Below are 17,118 nucleotides of genomic sequence, written 5' to 3'. Positions count from 1 at the left end.
CGAAATCAGGCCGGGATACCGCTATGAAAGCGGAACTCTTCATCCGGGCTACTGATCAATTCGGCCTCGACCGCCCTGACCTTCTCCACCACCCGTTCGATATCCGCCGCCTCACCGTATTGATGAGCCAGCTTCAGGTAACCCTGATAGTGCCGGGCCTCGCTGTTGAGCAGGCCGTGATAGAACTTGCCCAGTTCTTCGTCCAGGTGCGGCACCAGCGCGGCAAAACGTTCGCAGCTACGCGCCTCGATAAAAGCACCGACCACCAGGGTATCGACCAGCTTCACCGGCTCATGGGTCCGCACCACCCGGCGCAGGCCCGAGGCATAGCGCCCGGCCGACAAAGGGCGCAAGGCGATCTTGCGGCGCTTCATCAGGCGCAGCACCTGCTCATGGTGCACCAGCTCTTCACGGGCCAGGCGCGACATCATGTTGATCAGGTCCAGGTGCGTGTTGTACTTGGCCATCAGGCTCAGCGCGGTGCTGGCGGCCTTGAACTCGCAGTTCTTGTGATCGATCAGCAGGGTTTCCTGGTCGGCAAGCGCCGCCTGGACCCAGGCATCGGGAGTACGGCAACCAAGGAAAGCTTCGATTTCGGGAATAAGGTGCATAGGCTCACAAACAGGCAGGGCAAACGGCAAGACCGGCGATTATACCGGCAGCGGCGGCGATCACCAGTGAACTATGCTTGATACATATCAACGCCCATTGCACTTGGCGCCGACTATAGTCAGTCATCGGTCGCCATTTCTGAAGGGAGTTCACGCTCATGCAAGAAGTACGCAGCATTCTGGTGGTCCTCGATCCCGAGCACGCCCATAGCCGTGCCCTGACCCGGGCCAAACTGATCGCCGGTGCCACCGGTGCGCGCCTGCACCTGTTGATGCCCGACAAGAATCACGACCACAGCGCCCTGCTCAGCCTGCTCAGCAGCCAGTTGCACGACGACGGCTTCGACAATGTGACCCACGAGGAGGCCTGGCACGGCAGCCTGCACGAATCGATCATTGCCGTGCAGCAAGCCGAAGGCTGCGACCTGGTGATCAAGGAGCACCGGCCGGACAACCCGCTGAAAAAGGCCCTGCTCACCCCATCCGACTGGAAACTATTGCGCCTGTGCCCGTGCGCGGTGCTGATGGTCAAGACCGAGCGGCCTTGGGCTGGCGGTGTAATCCTCGCTGCAGTGGATGTCGGCAATCACGACGAGGCGCATCGTCTGTTGCACAAGAACATCGTCGACCACGGCTACGAGATCGCCAACCTGGCCAAGGGCAACCTACATGTAATCAGCGCCCATCCGTCGCCGATGCTGTCGGCGGCCGACCCGGTCTATCAACTGAAGGAAACCATCGAACAGCGTTACCGCGAGGAATGCAGCGCATTCCAGGCCGAGTTCGATATCAAGGACGATCGCCTGCATGTCGCCGAAGGCCCTGCCGATGTACTGATCCCCTACACCGCCAACAAGTACGATGCGGTGGTGACCGTGATCGGCACCGTGGCGCGCACCGGGATTTCCGGGGCGTTGATCGGCAACACCGCCGAGGTGGTGCTCGATTCGCTAGAGTGCGATGTGCTGGTGCTCAAGACTGAAGAAGTGAAGGTGCACCTGACTGAGTTGGCGCAAGGCTGACGAATTGATCGCGGGGCAAGCCCGCTCCTACAGAGAATGCTGTGGGAGCGGCGGTGCGGCGACCCGACTTGCCCCGCGATGGTTTCAACCCAAAGCATCCTTGAGAAACCCCGGCGCGATATAGCGCTGATAGTGGGCTTCGGACAGCAGGAAAAATTCCCGATCAATGGCGTCGCGCAACTCGGGCAATTCCCAGTCACGAAACTCCGGCAACAACACCATGCCGTATGCCTCAAGCTCACGGATCACCCGCGCCCCGCGGGCGATCAGCTGGTATGCCCAGCAATACTCGGACTGGTGCGGCACGAAGCGGATCTTGCGCTGCTCCAGTTGCAAGCGCAGACGGTTGGCATCAAAGACTTCAAGTTTGGCCACCATGACCTGCACCAGCAATTGCTCGAGGCGCAGCCAGACCGCACGCTTTTCATCTTCGTTGTAGCCGTTCCAGTTGATCACTTCATGGTGAAAACGCTTGCAGCCACGGCACACCAGATCCCCGTAAACCGTGGAGCAGAGGCCGACACAAGGCGTTTTGATTGACTGATTGGACATGAAAAAATCTACAACTGGACGGTGGAACAGGCTGCCATGTTAGCCCTTTGTCTAACGGGGGTCACCCGCTAAAGTCATCGTCCGCGCCTTACCTTTATCGAGTTTTTACCGTAGAATCACCCGGCCTTTTTAAGGCAGCAATGTCCGTTAGAAGCTGTTTTCAAAGCGTCACGAGCACAGTTGATCCGGTAGAACGGCGTTGGCCCGGGATATACGCCTCATCGCATATCCCGCGCCAGCCCTCATCAGCCTCCGTTCTACAGGCGTAAAACTTTGAAAGCAGCTTCTGTAAGGATTTCCTGCAACCCTGGCTACGCGGCCCAAGAAGCCGTATTGCGCACGGGTGCCGGACTTTCTGGATGAGCGTCCCGGACACCCATTTGGGACCACTGATGAGGGTAATAACAGTGCTTGAAGCCTACCGCAAACACATCGAAGAGCGTGCCGCCCAGGGTATCGTGCCCCAGCCGCTTAACGCCGAACAAACCGCAGGCCTGGTCGAGCTGCTGAAGAATCCCCCTGCTGGCGAAGAAGCAGTCCTCGTCGACCTGATCACCAACCGCGTTCCACCAGGAGTGGACGAAGCCGCCTACGTCAAGGCCGGTTTCCTCTCTGCGCTCGCCAAAGGCGAAGCCACTTCCCCGCTGATCGACAAAAAACGCGCTGTAGAGCTGCTGGGCACCATGCAGGGCGGCTACAACATCGCCACCATGGTCGAGCTGCTGGACGACGCCGAACTGGCCGCCGTTGCCGCCGAACAGCTGAAGCACACCCTGCTGATGTTCGACGCCTTCCACGACGTCGCCGAAAAAGCCAAAGCCGGTAACGCTCACGCCAAGGCCGTGCTGGAATCCTGGGCCGCCGGTGAGTGGTTCACCGCCCGCCCGGCGATCGAACAGAAGTACAGCCTGACCGTGTTCAAGGTGCCAGGCGAAACCAACACCGACGACCTGTCCCCTGCCCCGGACGCCTGGTCGCGCCCTGACATCCCGCTGCACGCCCTGGCCATGCTGAAAATGGCCCGTGACGGCATCGTGCCTGAGCAACCAGGCGCCATCGGCCCGCTCAAGCAGATCGAAGAAGTCAAAGCCAAAGGCTTCCCGGTTGCCTACGTCGGTGACGTGGTCGGTACCGGTTCTTCGCGTAAATCCGCCACCAACTCGGTGCTGTGGTTCTTCGGCGACGACATCCCTTACGTACCGAACAAGCGCGCTGGCGGCTTCTGCTTCGGCACCAAGATCGCCCCGATCTTCTACAACACCATGGAAGACGCCGGCGCCCTGCCGATCGAATTCGACTGCACCAACCTGGGCATGGGCGACGTCATCGACGTTTACCCGTACGCCGGTAAAGTCTGCAAGCACGGCACCGACGACGTCATCACCACCTTCGAACTGAAGACCCCGGTGCTGCTCGACGAAGTCCGCGCTGGCGGCCGTATCCCGCTGATCGTCGGCCGTGGCCTGACCGAGAAGGCACGTGCCGAACTGGGCCTGGGCCCAACCGACCTGTTCAAGCTGCCTGAAGCCCCGGTCGACACCGGCAAAGGCTACAGCCTGGCGCAGAAAATGGTCGGTAAAGCCTGCGGCGTGACTGGCGTTCGTCCAGGCACCTACTGCGAGCCGAAGATGACCACCGTCGGTTCCCAGGACACCACTGGCCCGATGACCCGTGACGAGCTGAAAGACCTGGCGTGCCTGGGCTTCTCTGCTGACCTGGTCATGCAGTCGTTCTGCCACACCGCGGCCTATCCGAAGCCAATCGACGTCACCACCCACCACACCCTGCCGGATTTCATCCGCACCCGTGGCGGCGTGTCCCTGCGTCCAGGCGACGGCATCATCCACAGCTGGCTGAACCGCATGCTGCTGCCGGACACCGTCGGTACCGGTGGTGACTCGCACACCCGTTTCCCGATCGGCATCTCCTTCCCGGCCGGTTCCGGTCTGGTCGCCTTCGCCGCTGCCACCGGCGTCATGCCGCTGGACATGCCGGAGTCGGTACTGGTGCGCTTCAAGGGCAAACTGCAACCAGGTATCACCCTGCGTGACCTGGTCCACGCGATCCCTTACTACGCCATCCAGAAAGGCCTGCTGACCGTTGAGAAGAAAGGCAAGATCAACGCCTTCTCCGGCCGCATCCTGGAAATCGAAGGTCTCGACGAACTGACCGTCGAGCAAGCGTTCGAACTGTCCGACGCCTCGGCTGAGCGCTCCGCTGCCGGTTGCTCGATCAAGCTGCCTGAGAAGGCCATTGCCGAGTACCTGCAGTCGAACATCACCCTGCTGCGCTGGATGATCAGCGAAGGCTACGGCGATGCCCGTACCCTGGAGCGTCGTGCCCAGGCGATGGAAGCCTGGCTGGCCAACCCGGTCCTGCTGGAAGCCGACGCCGACGCCGAATACGCCGAGATCATCGAAATCGACCTGGCCGACGTCAAAGAGCCTGTGCTCTGCGCGCCGAACGACCCGGACGACGCCCGTCTGCTGTCGACCGTTCAGGGCGAGAAGATCGACGAAGTGTTCATCGGTTCGTGCATGACCAACATCGGTCACTTCCGCGCTGCCGGCAAGCTGCTGGAAAAGGTCAAAGGTGGCATCCCTACCCGTCTGTGGCTGGCTCCGCCAACCAAGATGGACGCTCACCAGCTGACCGAAGAAGGCTACTACGGCATCTACGGCAAAGCCGGTGCACGCATGGAAATGCCAGGCTGCTCGCTGTGCATGGGTAACCAGGCACGTGTGCAGACCGGTTCGACCGTGGTGTCCACCTCGACCCGTAACTTCCCGAACCGCCTGGGCGACGCCACTAACGTCTACCTGGCCTCGGCCGAACTGGCTGCTGTTGCCTCGATCCTGGGCAAGCTGCCAACCGTCGAAGAGTACATGGAGTACGCGAAGAACATCGACAGCATGGCTGCCGACGTTTACCGCTACCTGAGCTTCGACCAGATCGCCGAGTTCCGTGAAGCCGCTGCGAGCGCCAACATCCCGGTTGTTCAAGCGTAAGCTGACCTAGCGTAAAAAACCCGCCGCAATCGGCGGGGTTTTTTATTGATCTATGGGAGCAACCACCTGTGGGAGCGGGCTTGCTCCGCGATTGCGGACTGTCAGCCACATCGCATCGCGGGGCAAGCCCGCTCCCACAGTTCCCTCAGATCACAAACAGATCGACAAACCGATGCACCGCCGTGGCCTCAAGCGCCGCCTGATCCTTGCACAAGGCAAAGATCTCGTTCACCCGCTGCCCGGCAAAGCGCGTCGCCAGGTTGGCCTTGAACTTCTCCTCAAGCAATGGAATCCCTTCGGCCCGACGCCGGCGATGGCCAATCGGGTACTCCACCACCACCTGTTCGGTGCTTGATCCATCATTGAAGAACACCTGCACGGCATTGGCGATCGAACGCTTGTCGGCCTCCAGGTACTCGCGGGTAAAACGCGGGTCTTCGACGACCTCCATCTTCTCGCGCAAGCGGTCAATGAGCGGATGGGCAGCGTGGAACTCATCCTCGTATTGCTCAGCCACCAGGTCGCCGAAGATCAGCGGCACAGCGGTCATGTACTGAATGCAATGGTCACGGTCGGCAGCGTTGGCCAGTTTGCCAACCTTGGAGATGATGCGAATCGCCGACTCATGGGTGGTAATGACGATCCGCTCGACTTCATGCAGGCGATTGCGCACCAGCGGGTGCAGGGTCACCGCCGCTTCACAGGCTGTCTGGGCATGGAACTCGGCAGGGAAGCTGATCTTGAACAGCACGTTTTCCATCACATAGCTGGCGAACGGCTGAGAGAAGCTGAAGGCACGCTTGTCTTCAGGCTTGAGCGCCAGATCCTTGTTGGTGTGGCTGAACAGCACATCGTAGAAGCCCCACTGCGGCGCCGTCAGAACACCTGGAATACCCATCTCGCCACGCAGGGCGATATCCGCCAAGCGTACACCGCGGCTCGAGGCATCTCCCGCCGCCCAGGATTTGCGTGAACCGGCATTCGGGGCATGACGATAGGTTCGCAGTGCCTGTCCATCGACAAAGGCATGGGACAGCGCCGACAGCATTTGCTCGCGATTGGCGCCCATGAGCCTGGCGCAGACCGCCGTGGAGGCGACCTTGACCAACAACACATGATCGAGGCCAACACGGTTGAAGGAGTTCTCCAGGGCAATCACACCCTGGATTTCGTGAGCCATGACCATCGCTTCCAGCACTGCCCGCATATTCAAGGGGGCTTCGCCATTGGCCACGCGTTTTTGCGAAAGGTGGTCGGCCACTGCCAGGATGCCGCCGAGGTTGTCCGAGGGGTGCCCCCACTCAGCGGCCAGCCAGGTGTCGTTGAAATCGAGCCAACGGACGATACAACCGATGTCCCAGGCGGCCTTGACCGGGTCCAGGCGGTAGCTGGTGCCCGGCACCCGCGCGCCGTACGGCACCACGGTGCCCTCCACCAGCGGCCCCAGGTGCTTGGTGCATTCCGGGAAGCGCAACGCCAGCAGGCCGCAGCCGAGAGTATCCATCAAGCAGTTGCGCGCCGTATCCAGCGCCGGCGCGGACCCGACCTGGTAATTCAGGACATAGTCAGCGATATCCTGCAGCACCCGGTCGTAGTCGGGGCGGTTGTTCAGATCAACGTTGGCACTCATTTCACATCTCTCTGTTGTAGGTAACAGGGAGCCAAGCGCCGTTACTGGTTAGAAGGCATCACCGGGTACCCGCACCCAGCCCTCCATCAGTATCCGCGCACTGCGGCTCATGATTGCTTTGGTGACAGTCCACTCACCGTTCACCTGCCGAGCCTCGGCGCCAACGCGCAGGGTGCCCGAGGGGTGACCGAAACGTACGGCGCTGCGCTCGCCACCACCGGCCGCGAGGTTGACCAGGGTGCCGGGAACCGCCGCAGCAGTACCGATGGCCACAGCTGCTGTGCCCATCATGGCGTGGTGCAATTTGCCCATCGATAGCGCACGTACCAATAGATCAACGTCTGTCGCCGCTACGGCTTTACCGCTGGACGACTGATAAGCGGTCGGTGGTGCAACAAAGGCGACTTTCGGGGTGTGCTGGCGCTTGGTGGCTTCTTCGATGTGCTCGATCAGACCCATGCGTACGGCGCCATAGGCACGAATCGTTTCGAATCGGGCCAGGGCCTCGGGGTCGCTGTTGATCGCATCTTGCAATTCGGTGCCGGTGTAGCCGATGGCTTCGGCCTGGATAAAGATGGTCGGGATACCGGCGTTGATCAGGGTTGCCTTGAGGGTGCCGATACCGGGTACCACCAGGTCATCGACCAGGTTGCCGGTGGGGAACATCGAACCGCCCTCACCATCCTCGTCGGCAGCCGGGTCCATGAACTCAAGTTGCACTTCGGCCGCTGGGAAGGTCACGCCGTCCAGCTCGAAATCACCGGTTTCCTGGACTTCACCATTGGTGACCGGCACGTGGGCGATGATGGTCTTGCCGATATTGGCCTGCCAGATGCGCACGGTGGCGATACCGTTCTGCGGTATACGGCTGCTGTCGACCAGACCGGCGCTGATGGCAAAAGAGCCAACCGCTGCCGAGAGGTTGCCGCAGTTGCCGCTCCAGTCGACGAAGGCCTTGTCGATCGACACCTGGCCGAACAGGTAGTCGACATCGTGATCGGCCTTGGTGCTGTGCGAGAGGATCACAGTCTTGCTGGTGCTGGAAGTGGCGCCACCCATACCGTCAATCTGCTTGCCGTACGGGTCGGGGCTGCCGATTACCCGCAGCAGCAGCGCGTCGCGGGCCGGGCCCGGCACCTGCGCGCGCTCAGGCAGGTCCTGGAGGCGGAAGAACACGCCTTTGCTGGTGCCGCCACGGATGTAGGTGGCGGGGATTTTGATTTGCGGTACTTGTGCCATAGCTGGGTTGTCCTGTGAGTGCTTTGGGGGGCTATCGCGGGGCAAGCCCGCTCCCACCGTGGGAGCGGGCTTGCCCCGCGATAAGGCCCTACCTCAAACGGCCGCCGATTCGAGGAAGTCCTGGGCAAAGCGCTGCAGCACCCCGCCCGCTTCATAGATCGACACTTCTTCAGCGGTATCCAGGCGGCAGGTTACCGGCACCTCTACGCGTTCACCGGTGTGACGGGTGATCACCAGGGTCAGGGTAGCCCGCGGGGTACGCTCGCCGATCACGTCGAAGGTCTCGGTGCCGTCGATGTCCAGGGTTTTGCGGTTCACGCCCGGCTTGAACTCCAGCGGCAACACGCCCATGCCCACCAGGTTGGTGCGGTGGATGCGCTCGAAACCTTCGGCGACGATGGCCTCGACACCCGCCAGGCGCACGCCCTTGGCCGCCCAGTCACGGGACGAACCCTGACCGTAGTCGGCACCGGCAACGATGATCAGCGGCTGCTTGCGCTCCATGTAGGTTTCGATGGCTTCCCACATGCGGGTGACCTTGCCTTCCGGCTCGATCCGCGCCAGCGAGCCCTGCTTGACCTTGCCGCCTTCTTGAACCATTTCGTTGAACAGTTTCGGGTTGGCAAAGGTGGCGCGCTGCGCGGTCAGGTGATCGCCGCGGTGAGTTGCGTAAGAGTTGAAGTCCTCTTCCGGCAGGCCCATTTTCGCCAGGTACTCCCCCGCAGCGCTGTCGAGCATGATCGCGTTCGACGGCGACAGGTGGTCGGTGGTGATGTTGTCCGGCAGTACCGCCAGCGGACGCATGCCCTTGAGCGTACGCTCTCCGGCCAGCGCGCCTTCCCAGTACGGTGGACGGCGGATGTAGGTGCTCATCTCACGCCAGTCGTACAACGGATCGACTTTCGGCCCGGTGTCTTCCTGAATGGCGAACATCGGGATGTAGACCTGGCGGAACTGTTCCGGCTTGACCGCAGCCTTGACCACGGCATCGATTTCTTCGTCGCTCGGCCAGATATCCTTGAGGCGGATTTCCTTGCCGTCGACCACTGCCAGTACATCTTTCTCGATGTCGAAGCGGATGGTGCCAGCAATGGCGTAGGCCACCACCAACGGCGGCGAAGCCAGGAACGCCTGCTTGGCGTAAGGGTGGATACGCCCGTCGAAGTTGCGGTTGCCCGACAGCACGGCGGTGGCATACAGATCGCGATCGATGATTTCCTGCTGGATCACCGGATCCAGCGCACCGGACATGCCGTTGCAGGTGGTGCAGGCAAAGGCCACGATGCCGAAACCAAGCTGTTCCAGCTCTGCATCAAGACCCGCTTCTTTCAGGTACAGGGCCACGGTCTTGGAGCCTGGCGCCAGTGACGACTTGACCCATGGTTTGCGGATCAGCCCCAGCTTGTTGGCGTTGCGCGCCAGCAGGCCGGCGGCGATCACGTTGCGCGGGTTACTGGTGTTGGTGCAGCTGGTGATGGCGGCGATGATCACCGCGCCGTCAGGCATCTGCCCCGGCACTTCTTCCCACTGACCGGCGATACCTTTGCTGGCCAGGTCGCTGGTCGCCACGCGGGCGTGCGGGTTGGACGGGCCGGCCATGTTACGCACGACGCTGGACAGGTCGAAGCGCAGCACACGCTCATACTCGGCGTTGGCCAGGCTATCGGACCACAGGCCGGCAACCTTGGCGTAGGTTTCCACCAGCTTGACCTGCTCGTCTTCACGACCGGTCAGCTTGAGGTAATCGATGGTCTGCTGGTCGATGGAGAACATCGCTGCAGTGGCACCGTATTCCGGGGCCATGTTGGAGATGGTCGCGCGGTCGCCCAGGGTCAGGGCGCGGGCGCCTTCGCCGTAGAATTCGAGGTAGGCACCGACCACCTTTTCCTTGCGCAGGAACTCGGTCAGGGCCAGCACCACGTCGGTGGCGGTAATGCCCGGTTGCGGCTTGCCGGACAGCTCGACGCCGACGATTTCCGGCAGGCGCATCCACGAGGCGCGGCCGAGCATGACGTTCTCGGCTTCGAGGCCGCCGACGCCGATGGCGATCACACCCAGGGCATCGACGTGCGGGGTGTGGCTGTCGGTGCCAACACAGGTGTCAGGGTAAGCCACGCCACGCTCGGCATGGATCACCGGCGACATCTTCTCCAGGTTGATCTGGTGCATGATGCCGTTGCCCGGCTGGATCACGTCGACGTTCTTGAACGCCTTTTTGGTCCAGTTGATGAAATGGAAACGGTCTTCGTTGCGGCGGTCTTCGATGGCGCGGTTCTTCTCGAACGCCTGCGGGTCGAAACCACCGCATTCCACGGCCAGGGAATGGTCGACGATCAGTTGCACCGGCACCACCGGATTGACCTGGGCCGGGTCACCACCGCCATCAGCGATGGCGTCACGCAGGCCGGCGAGGTCGACCAGCGCGGTCTGACCAAGGATATCGTGGCACACCACACGGGCCGGGAACCACGGGAAGTCGAGGTCGCGCTTGCGCTCGATCAGCTGACTCAGCGAGGCATTGAGGGTCGCTGGATCGCAGCGGCGTACAAGGTTTTCTGCCAGCACGCGCGAGGTGTAGGGAAGACGGTCATAAGCGCCGGGCGCGATCGCGTCGACAGCGGCACGAGCGTCGAAATAATCCAGGCCAGTGCCCGGCAGGTTCTTGCGAAATTCAGTATTCATGGCACAGGGACTCAATCACGGTAGGGTCGGTGGCTGGCCGGTTGGCTTGCCTCTCTTTTGGTGGGAGCGGGCTTGCCCCGCGATTGCGATCTATCGGATACATCGCATCGCGGAACAAGCCCGCTCCCACAAGCTGGAGTCAGGCCAATCAGCTTGCAGCCAGGCTCAGCGTTGTTCGATTGGCACGAACTTGCGCTGCTCGACGCCGGTGTACTCGGCGCTCGGACGGATGATGCGGTTGTTGGCACGCTGTTCGAACACGTGGGCGGCCCAGCCGGTCAGGCGCGAGCAAACGAAGATCGGGGTGAACAGCTTGGTCGGGATGCCCATGAAGTGATACGCCGAGGCATGGTAGAAGTCGGCGTTGGGGAACAGCTTCTTCTGCTCCCACATGGTCTTGTCGATGGCTTCGGACACCGGATACAGCACAGTGTCACCGACTTCGTCAGCGAGCTGCTTCGACCAGCCCTTGATCACTTCGTTACGCGGGTCGGACTCTTTGTAGATGGCGTGACCGAAGCCCATGATCTTGTCTTTGCGCTCGAGCATCTGCAGCAGCTCGGCAACCGCTTCCTGCGGGCTCTGGAAGCGCTCGATCAGCTCCATCGCTGCTTCGTTAGCGCCGCCATGCAGCGGGCCGCGCAGCGAGCCGATGGCTGCGGTGATGCACGAGTACAGGTCCGACAGGGTCGAAGCACAAACGCGGGCGGTGAAGGTCGAGGCGTTGAATTCGTGCTCGGCGTAGAGGATCAGCGAGACGTTCATCACTTTAACGTGCAGCTCGCTCGGCTTCTTGTCGTGCAGCAGGTGCAGGAAGTGGCCGCCGATGGTGTCTTCGTCGCTGGTGCAACTGATGCGCACACCGTCATGACTGAAGCGGTACCAGTAGCACATCACCGCCGGGAAGAGTGCCAACAGGCGATCGGTCTTGTCGCGCTGCTGTTCGAAGGTCAGTTCTGGCTCCAGGGTGCCAAGCATCGAGCAACCGGTACGCATCACATCCATCGGATGAGCATCTGCGGGGATGCGCTCGAGCACTTCTTTCAGCGCTTGTGGCAGGTCGCGCAGGGTCTTGAGCCTGCCCTTGTACTCGGCCAGCTGGGCTGCACTCGGCAGATCGCCGTAAAGCAGCAGGTAGGCGACTTCTTCGAATTCGGCGCCAGCGGCCAGGTCCCGGACGTCATAACCACGGTAGGTCAGGCCGGCTCCGGCCTGACCTACTGTCGACAGTGCAGTTTGCCCGGCCACTTGACCACGCAGGCCGGCTCCACTGAGTACTTTTGCTTCGGCCATCGCTTTTCTCCACTCTTGAATTTGTTATGGAATCTTTGGCTAATCGCGGGGCAAGCCCGCTTCTACAGGGTTCAGCAGGTGTTCAACCCTTTTTCTGGGCGAACAGGGCGTCGAGGCTTTGCTCGAACGCGTGGTAGTTGATGGCGTCGTACAGTTCCATCCGAGTCTGCATGGTGTCGATGACGTTTTTCTGCGTGCCATCGCGACGCAGCGCGGTGTAGACATTCTCGGCCGCCTTGTTCATCGCGCGGAACGCCGACAGCGGGTAAAGCACCAGCGATACGTCGACCGAAGCCAGTTCTTCGGTGGTGTACAGCGGGGTCGCACCGAATTCGGTGATGTTGGCCAGGATCGGCGCTTTGATCCGGTCGGCGAAGGTCTTGTACATCGCAAGCTCAGTAATGGCTTCCGGGAACACCATGTCGGCACCCGCTTCGATACACGCAGCGGCACGCTCCAGCGCAGATTCCAGGCCTTCGACGGCCAGGGCGTCAGTGCGCGCCATGATCACGAAGCTGTCGTCGGTACGGGCATCCACCGCCGCCTTGATGCGGTCGACCATTTCCTGCTGGGAAACGATTTCCTTGTTTGGACGATGGCCGCAGCGCTTGGCGCCGACCTGGTCCTCGATGTGGATCGCCGCCGCACCGAATTTGATCATCGACTTGACGGTACGGGCGACGTTGAACGCCGAGGAACCGAAACCGGTGTCGACATCCACCAGCAGCGGCAGGTCGCAGACGTCGGTAATACGACGGACGTCGGTCAGTACGTCATCCAGCCCGGTGATGCCCAGGTCCGGCAAGCCCAGGGAGCCTGCGGCGACACCGCCACCCGAGAGGTAGATGGCCTTGAAACCGGCACGCTTGGCCAGCAGTGCATGGTTGGCGTTGATCGCACCGACAACCTGCAGGGGGTGTTCGGCGGCAACTGCATCGCGAAAGCGCTGGCCGGGACTGCTTTTCTGACTCATGACTCACCTCGTGGGCTGGTAGCGTCCAGATAATGACGCTCGATATTGCGTTTGGAAGCGCCGATGTGACGGCGCATCAAGAGCTCGGCCAGTTCACCGTCACGGTCGGCGATGGCATCGAGAATCCGGTGGTGTTCGGCGAACGCCTGGTGTGGCCGGTTGGGCGTGGCGGAAAACTGGATGCGGTACATGCGCACCAGTTGGTACAGCTCGCCGCAGAGCATCTGCACCAGGGTGCGGTTGCCGCTGCCCTGAATAATCCGGTAGTGGAAGTCGTAATCGCCTTCCTGCTGGTAGTAACCCAGACCGGCCTGAAAGGTGGCATCGCGCTCGTGGGTATCGAGGACCCGGCGCAGCTCATCGATCTCGGCTACGCTCATACGCTCGGCAGCCAGGCGACAGGCCATGCCTTCCAGGGACTCGCGGATCTCGTACAGCTCGATCAGCTCGGCATGGCTCAGCGATACCACCCGCGCGCCGACATGCGGCACGCGCACCAGCAGGCGCTGGCCTTCCAGGCGATGGATCGCCTCGCGCAGCGGCCCGCGGCTGATGCCGTAGGTGCGCGCCAACTCAGGCTCGGAGATCTTGCTGCCAGGGGCGATCTCGCCCTTGACGATGGCCGCTTGGATGCGCCGGAAGACGTTTTCCGAGAGGGTTTCGGTATCCTCTGCGGTTGCGCCAGGGGCTTGGGCTGTGTCCAGCATATTGTCGACACCTCATAAATCAATGAGGCCAAAACTAGCCAAATCGAGCAGCATAGTCAAAGACAAAATCAATATTGTCGACAATCGTCTAAGAACGAACTTCACCTGCCGAGGTGTTGTCTGAGTGCAGCCGCTGGCGCCAGCACACCAGCGTGATAGAATGCCGCGCCCCCACACAGGGCATGAATAGTGGGCTTGTCATCATTTTGTGGTGATGGCAGATAAACGAGGAAGCTTGCGCAGTACTGCCAGTGGCCTTGACCCGAACACCGCACAGCACCGCGCCAGGATTTATGAGACTTACGCCCCTTCTACTGTTGCTCAGCCTGTTTTTGTTGCCTGCCGTTGGCCAGGCTGCGGAAAAGACCGTGTACGGCCTTAATGAATACGCCCGCCTCGCCGATATCGACCTGGAGGTTGCCGCCAAGCTCGATACCGGGGCCAAGACTGCCTCGCTCAGCGCCCGCGACATCAAGCGCTTCAAGCGCAATGGCGAATCCTGGGTACGCTTCTACCTGGCGATTGACGCCGCCCACGCGCATCCGATAGAACGACCGCTGGCCCGTGTCAGCAAGATCAAGCGGCGCGCCGGCGATTACAACCCGGATGAGGGCAAGGCCTATACCGCCCGCCCGGTGATTGAACTGAACATCTGCATGGGCATGGCCCAACGCGTGATCGAAGTGAACCTGACCGACCGCAGTGCGTTCCAGTACCCACTGCTGATCGGCTCCGAGGCACTCAAGCACTTCGATGCGCTGGTCGACCCAAGCCTTAAATACGCGGCCGGCAAACCTGCCTGCGCCCCTGTCGCTCACACCGCAGAGTAATCCCGATGCGCTCTCTTACCCTTCATCTGAAAGTCCTGATCACCGTACTGGTGCTACTGGGCATCATCGTCACGGCCTATCAGATCTTCTTTCTCGGGATTCCGGTGACCGAAGACGAGACCGACGACCTGTGGAACATCGACGCCAAGGTCGAGTTCGTCGCCAACCCCAAGGACCCGATCAAGGTACAGATGTTCGTACCGCCGCTGAACCGCGACTACGTCAGCCTCAATGAGAGCTTCATCTCCAACAACTACGGGGTCAGCGTCAACCGCGTCGACGGCAACCGCAAGGTCACCTGGTCGGCCCGTCGCGCCAGCGGCAACCAGACCCTGTACTACCGCCTGGTCCTGACCAAGCGCTACAGCACCGAAAAAGCCAAGATCAAGGGCCCGACTTTCCGCGACAGCCTGGCCGTAGAAGGCCCGGAAAAGATCGCCGCCGAAGCCTTGATGGCTCCGATCCGCCAGCACTCGGCGGACGTCGAGACCTTTGTCAGCGAAACCATCAAGCGGGTCAACAACCTCAATGACGACAACGTCAAGCTGCTGCTGGCCGGTGACACCTCGTCGCTGAACAAAGCCAAGGTCATCGACCTGCTGCTGTCCATCGCCCACGTGCCGGTGGAAAAGGTCCACACCATCCGCCTGGTCGCCGACCAGCCGCAAACCCCTGAACTGTGGCTGCGCAGCTTCAACGGCACCGACTGGCTGTACTTCAACCCGGATACCGGCGAACAGGGCCTGCCGACCGACCGCCTGCTGTGGTGGACCGGTGATGACAACCTGATCACCGTCGATGGCGGCAAGAAAGCCAACGTCAGCTTCAGCCTGAACAACAGCGAGATGAACGCCATCCGCCTGGCCAAGCTGACTGACGAGAACACCGACGCCGACTTCCTCGAATACTCGCTGTATGGCCTGCCGCTGCAGACCCAGCAGACCTTCATGATCATGGTGATGATCCCGATCGGCGTGTTGGTGATCCTGGTGCTGCGCAACCTGATCGGCCTGCAGACCCTGGGTACCTTCACCCCGGTACTGATCGCCCTGGCCTTCCGTGAAACCCAGCTGGGCTTCGGTATCATCCTGTTCACGGTGATTACCGCACTCGGTCTGTCACTACGCTCCTATCTTGAACACCTGAAGCTGCAGATGCTGCCGCGCCTGTCGGTGGTGCTGACCTTCGTCGTGGTGTTGATCGCCGCGATCAGCCTGTTCAGCCACAAGCTGGGCCTGGAACGCGGCCTGTCGGTGGCACTGTTCCCGATGGTGATCCTGACCATGACCATCGAACGCCTGTCGATCACCTGGGAAGAGCGTGGCGGTGGCCATGCGATGAAAGTCGCCATCGGCACCCTGTTCGCCGCCTCCCTGGCGCACCTACTGATGAGCGTGCCGGAGCTGGTGTACTTCGTCTTCACCTTCCCGGCGGTACTGTTGATTCTGGTGGGCTTCATGCTGGCGATGGGTCGCTACCGCGGCTACCGCCTGACGGAGCTGGTGCGTTTCAAAGCTTTCGTGAAGGCTGACGCCTGATGTTCGGTCTCTGGAAAACCTGGAAAGCCCTGGAGGCCCGGGGCATCATGGGTATCAACCGGCGCAATGCGGACTACGTCCTCAAGTACAACAAGCGCCATCTGTACCCGATCGTCGATGACAAGATCATCACCAAGGAGCGTGCGATCAAGGCCGGCATTCACGTGCCGGAAATGTACGGGATCATCTCCACCGAGAAAGAGATCGAAAAACTCGGCGAGATCATCGGCCAGCGCAACGACTTCGTCGTCAAGCCTGCCCAGGGCGCCGGCGGTGACGGCATCCTGGTGGTCGCCGATCGCTTCGAAGACCGTTATCGCACGGTCTCGGGCAAGATCATCAGCCACGAGGAGATCGAGCACCAGATCTCCAGCATCCTCACCGGCCTGTACTCGCTGGGCGGTCACCGCGACCGTGCCCTGATCGAGTACCGGGTGACCCCCGACCAGATCTTCAAAAGCATCAGCTATGAAGGCGTGCCGGACATCCGCATCATCGTCCTGATGGGCTATCCGGTGATGGCCATGCTACGCCTGCCGACCCGTCAGTCCGGCGGCAAGGCCAACCTGCACCAGGGCGCCATCGGTGTCGGTGTAGACCTGGCGACCGGCGTGACCCTGCGCGGCACCTGGCTGAACAACATCATCAGCAAGCACCCGGACACCACCAACGCGGTGGACGGTGTGCAACTGCCGAACTGGGACGGCTTCATGAAGCTGGCCGCCGGCTGCTACGAGCTGTGCGGGCTGGGTTACATCGGTGTCGACATGGTTCTGGACCAGGACAAGGGCCCGTTGATCCTCGAACTCAACGCACGTCCCGGCCTGAACATCCAGATCGCCAACGACTGCGGGCTGACCAAACGCACCCACGCGGTAGAAGCGCACCTGGAGCAACTGGCCAAAGACGGCCGCCAGGAAACCGTCGAAGAGCGCGTACGCTTCGCCCAGGAGCTGTTCGGCCACGTACCGTCCAACTGAGTGCAACCCACCTTGCCTGCGTCAGCCAGCCCTGGCCGACGCAGGCAAGGCAC

13 protein-coding genes are annotated in these 17,118 nt (G+C 61.4%); 5 read left to right on the top strand and 8 right to left on the bottom strand.

The genetic code is table 11. The features are described from left to right. Positions 1-5 precede the first annotated feature (5 nt). A complete protein-coding gene (locus PSAKL28_RS09180) occupies positions 6-611 on the bottom strand; it encodes a MiaE family protein (protein ID WP_038609247.1) in 606 nt (201 codons plus the stop codon). 158 nt (positions 612-769) lie between these two features. Between PSAKL28_RS09180 and PSAKL28_RS09175 the strand changes: the two genes are divergently transcribed. Further along, positions 770-1,633 carry a universal stress protein gene (locus PSAKL28_RS09175; protein WP_038609244.1) on the top strand — a complete coding sequence of 288 codons (864 nt, stop codon included), beginning with the start codon at positions 770-772 and terminating at the stop codon, positions 1,631-1,633. Between the two features lie 84 nt (positions 1,634-1,717). Here the strand turns inward: PSAKL28_RS09175 and PSAKL28_RS09170 are convergent, their stop codons facing one another. After that, positions 1,718-2,185: a DUF1289 domain-containing protein gene (locus tag PSAKL28_RS09170; protein WP_038609241.1), complete on the bottom strand. Its 468-nt coding sequence runs from the start codon at positions 2,183-2,185 to the stop codon at positions 1,718-1,720. 407 nt (positions 2,186-2,592) lie between these two features. Between PSAKL28_RS09170 and acnB the strand changes: the two genes are divergently transcribed. Beyond that, positions 2,593-5,193 carry a bifunctional aconitate hydratase 2/2-methylisocitrate dehydratase gene (acnB, locus tag PSAKL28_RS09165; protein WP_038609239.1) on the top strand — a complete coding sequence of 867 codons (2,601 nt, stop codon included), beginning with the start codon at positions 2,593-2,595 and terminating at the stop codon, positions 5,191-5,193. A 145-nt stretch (positions 5,194-5,338) separates the two neighbouring features. Here acnB and prpD read toward each other — a convergent pair whose 3' ends face one another. The 6 genes from prpD to PSAKL28_RS09135 all read right to left on the bottom strand — a co-directional run bounded on the left by prpD (position 5,339) and on the right by PSAKL28_RS09135 (position 13,717). Further along, complete coding sequence (prpD, locus tag PSAKL28_RS09160; protein ID WP_038609237.1) at positions 5,339-6,823, bottom strand: 2-methylcitrate dehydratase; 1,485 nt, start codon at positions 6,821-6,823, stop codon at positions 5,339-5,341. Between the two features lie 48 nt (positions 6,824-6,871). Beyond that, on the bottom strand, positions 6,872-8,062 hold the full coding sequence (gene prpF / locus PSAKL28_RS09155) for a 2-methylaconitate cis-trans isomerase PrpF (RefSeq protein ID WP_038609234.1): 1,191 nt from the start codon (positions 8,060-8,062) through the stop codon (positions 6,872-6,874). Positions 8,063-8,155: 93 nt separating this feature from the next. Beyond that, entirely contained in the window at positions 8,156-10,744 is a 2,589-nt protein-coding gene (gene acnD / locus PSAKL28_RS09150) for a Fe/S-dependent 2-methylisocitrate dehydratase AcnD (RefSeq protein ID WP_038609233.1), read from the bottom strand. A gap of 165 nt (positions 10,745-10,909) precedes the next feature. Beyond that, entirely contained in the window at positions 10,910-12,037 is a 1,128-nt protein-coding gene (gene prpC / locus PSAKL28_RS09145; RefSeq protein WP_038609231.1) for a bifunctional 2-methylcitrate synthase/citrate synthase, read from the bottom strand. 82 nt (positions 12,038-12,119) lie between these two features. After that, positions 12,120-13,010, bottom strand: a complete 891-nt coding sequence (gene prpB / locus PSAKL28_RS09140) for a methylisocitrate lyase (protein WP_038609228.1) — start codon at positions 13,008-13,010, stop codon at positions 12,120-12,122. Continuing rightward, entirely contained in the window at positions 13,007-13,717 is a 711-nt protein-coding gene (locus PSAKL28_RS09135) for a GntR family transcriptional regulator (protein WP_038609226.1), read from the bottom strand. Before PSAKL28_RS09135 ends, prpB begins: the two co-directional genes overlap by 4 nt. A gap of 293 nt (positions 13,718-14,010) precedes the next feature. On the opposite strand from PSAKL28_RS09135, the gene rloA reads away from it, so the two are divergent. The 3 genes from rloA to PSAKL28_RS09120 are packed head-to-tail and all read left to right on the top strand — an operon-like array spanning position 14,011 to position 17,065. After that, the gene (gene rloA / locus PSAKL28_RS09130) at positions 14,011-14,547 is read left to right on the top strand and encodes a retropepsin-like aspartic peptidase RloA (RefSeq protein WP_038609223.1); all 537 of its coding nucleotides are present in this window, start codon (positions 14,011-14,013) and stop codon (positions 14,545-14,547) included. 5 nt (positions 14,548-14,552) lie between these two features. After that, positions 14,553-16,085, top strand: a complete 1,533-nt coding sequence (rloB, locus tag PSAKL28_RS09125; protein ID WP_038609222.1) for an osmotic stress tolerance membrane protein RloB — start codon at positions 14,553-14,555, stop codon at positions 16,083-16,085. Continuing rightward, entirely contained in the window at positions 16,085-17,065 is a 981-nt protein-coding gene (locus tag PSAKL28_RS09120; protein ID WP_038609219.1) for an alpha-L-glutamate ligase-like protein, read from the top strand. The genes rloB and PSAKL28_RS09120 overlap by 1 nt, the downstream gene beginning before the upstream one ends. Positions 17,066-17,118: the final 53 nt, after the last annotated feature.

It is taken from the genome of Pseudomonas alkylphenolica (assembly GCF_000746525.1).
GTDB lineage: Bacteria > Pseudomonadota > Gammaproteobacteria > Pseudomonadales > Pseudomonadaceae > Aquipseudomonas > Aquipseudomonas alkylphenolica.
The sequence above is the reverse complement of the archived record's forward strand: the minus strand, read 5'-3'. Positions and strand labels throughout refer to the sequence as shown.

Bases quoted from the DNA above. Each gene is read 5' to 3' on its own strand.
- PSAKL28_RS09180 (WP_038609247.1), bottom strand. From the start codon at position 611: ATGCACCTTATTCCCGAAATCGAAGCTTTCCTTGGTTGCCGTACTCCC.
- PSAKL28_RS09175 (WP_038609244.1), top strand. From the start codon at position 770: ATGCAAGAAGTACGCAGCATTCTGGTGGTCCTCGATCCCGAGCACGCC.
- PSAKL28_RS09170 (WP_038609241.1), bottom strand. From the start codon at position 2,185: ATGTCCAATCAGTCAATCAAAACGCCTTGTGTCGGCCTCTGCTCCACG.
- prpD (WP_038609237.1), bottom strand. From the start codon at position 6,823: ATGAGTGCCAACGTTGATCTGAACAACCGCCCCGACTACGACCGGGTG.
- prpF (WP_038609234.1), bottom strand. From the start codon at position 8,062: ATGGCACAAGTACCGCAAATCAAAATCCCCGCCACCTACATCCGTGGC.
- acnD (WP_038609233.1), bottom strand. From the start codon at position 10,744: ATGAATACTGAATTTCGCAAGAACCTGCCGGGCACTGGCCTGGATTAT.
- prpC (WP_038609231.1), bottom strand. From the start codon at position 12,037: ATGGCCGAAGCAAAAGTACTCAGTGGAGCCGGCCTGCGTGGTCAAGTG.
- prpB (WP_038609228.1), bottom strand. From the start codon at position 13,010: ATGAGTCAGAAAAGCAGTCCCGGCCAGCGCTTTCGCGATGCAGTTGCC.
- PSAKL28_RS09135 (WP_038609226.1), bottom strand. From the start codon at position 13,717: ATGCTGGACACAGCCCAAGCCCCTGGCGCAACCGCAGAGGATACCGAA.
- rloA (WP_038609223.1), top strand. From the start codon at position 14,011: ATGAGACTTACGCCCCTTCTACTGTTGCTCAGCCTGTTTTTGTTGCCT.
- rloB (WP_038609222.1), top strand. From the start codon at position 14,553: ATGCGCTCTCTTACCCTTCATCTGAAAGTCCTGATCACCGTACTGGTG.
- PSAKL28_RS09120 (WP_038609219.1), top strand. From the start codon at position 16,085: ATGTTCGGTCTCTGGAAAACCTGGAAAGCCCTGGAGGCCCGGGGCATC.